Origin of the sequence: Bartonella sp. AU15XJBT (genome assembly GCF_028618615.1) — a bacterium.
Classification (GTDB): Bacteria; Pseudomonadota; Alphaproteobacteria; order Rhizobiales; family Rhizobiaceae; genus Bartonella.
Window position 1 is genome coordinate 1 of the sequence record NZ_JAQITG010000110.1, and the last position, 797, is coordinate 797.

The 797-nt window shown below is 34.5% G+C and carries 1 protein-coding gene; it reads left to right on the forward strand.

The features are described 5' to 3' along the window. The coding region (locus tag PVV57_RS10400) for an MFS transporter (RefSeq protein WP_273784061.1) at nt 1-797 on the forward strand (797 nt) is incomplete at both ends.

Sequence of the window (797 nt, forward strand, 5' to 3'; positions counted from 1 at the left end):
TTTTTATTTTACTTGTCTTAGAATTAACAGATAACGCCTTTTTTACAGGTCTTGTGTATTTTTTTCGCTTTATCCCTTTTCTCTTTTTTGGACCTATAGGCGGTTGGTTAGCGGATAATTTTTCTTTGAAGAAAAATATGATCTTAAGTGAATTGGTGAGATTATTCGCCTCATTATTCGTTTTGATAACTACGATAACAGGGACGGCTCATGTTATTGTGCTTATTTTTGCAGCAATAGGTACAACAATAGGAAGAAGTATTTTTCAACCAAGTTTTCAAGCGGCTATCCCGAAAATGTTTGCAAGAAAGGATCTGACTAAGGCAAATAGCATTTCACAAATTATAGACGAAACGGCATCCGTCATTGGTCCTTTAGTTTGTTCCCTATTGCTTCTTTTCGCCGATAAATCGGCAGTTCTTATTTTTGATCTTTTTACTTATTTTGTCTCTATTATCGTGTTACTTAATCTTGTGAATTTAAACTCAAGTGAGAATAAATCATTCAATTTTATAAAAATTTATCGCGAAACCGCTTCCTATCTTCAATATATTTCGACTGAAAATAAACATTTATTTATTACGCTCGTTGGCTCGGCATTTGCTATTCTCTTTACGGGGGCAATTTTAAGATTTTTAATTCCAGCTTTTGTTCTGTCTGTGGGGGGAGAGGAAAGATTTGTGAGTTCACTTTTTTCTCTCATGGCTGTTGGAACGATTGTGGGTGGTTTGTCCTATCGTAAAATTATAGTCAAGGTTACATCATTAAAGCTTATGGTCTTTTGGCTTCTTTATGGG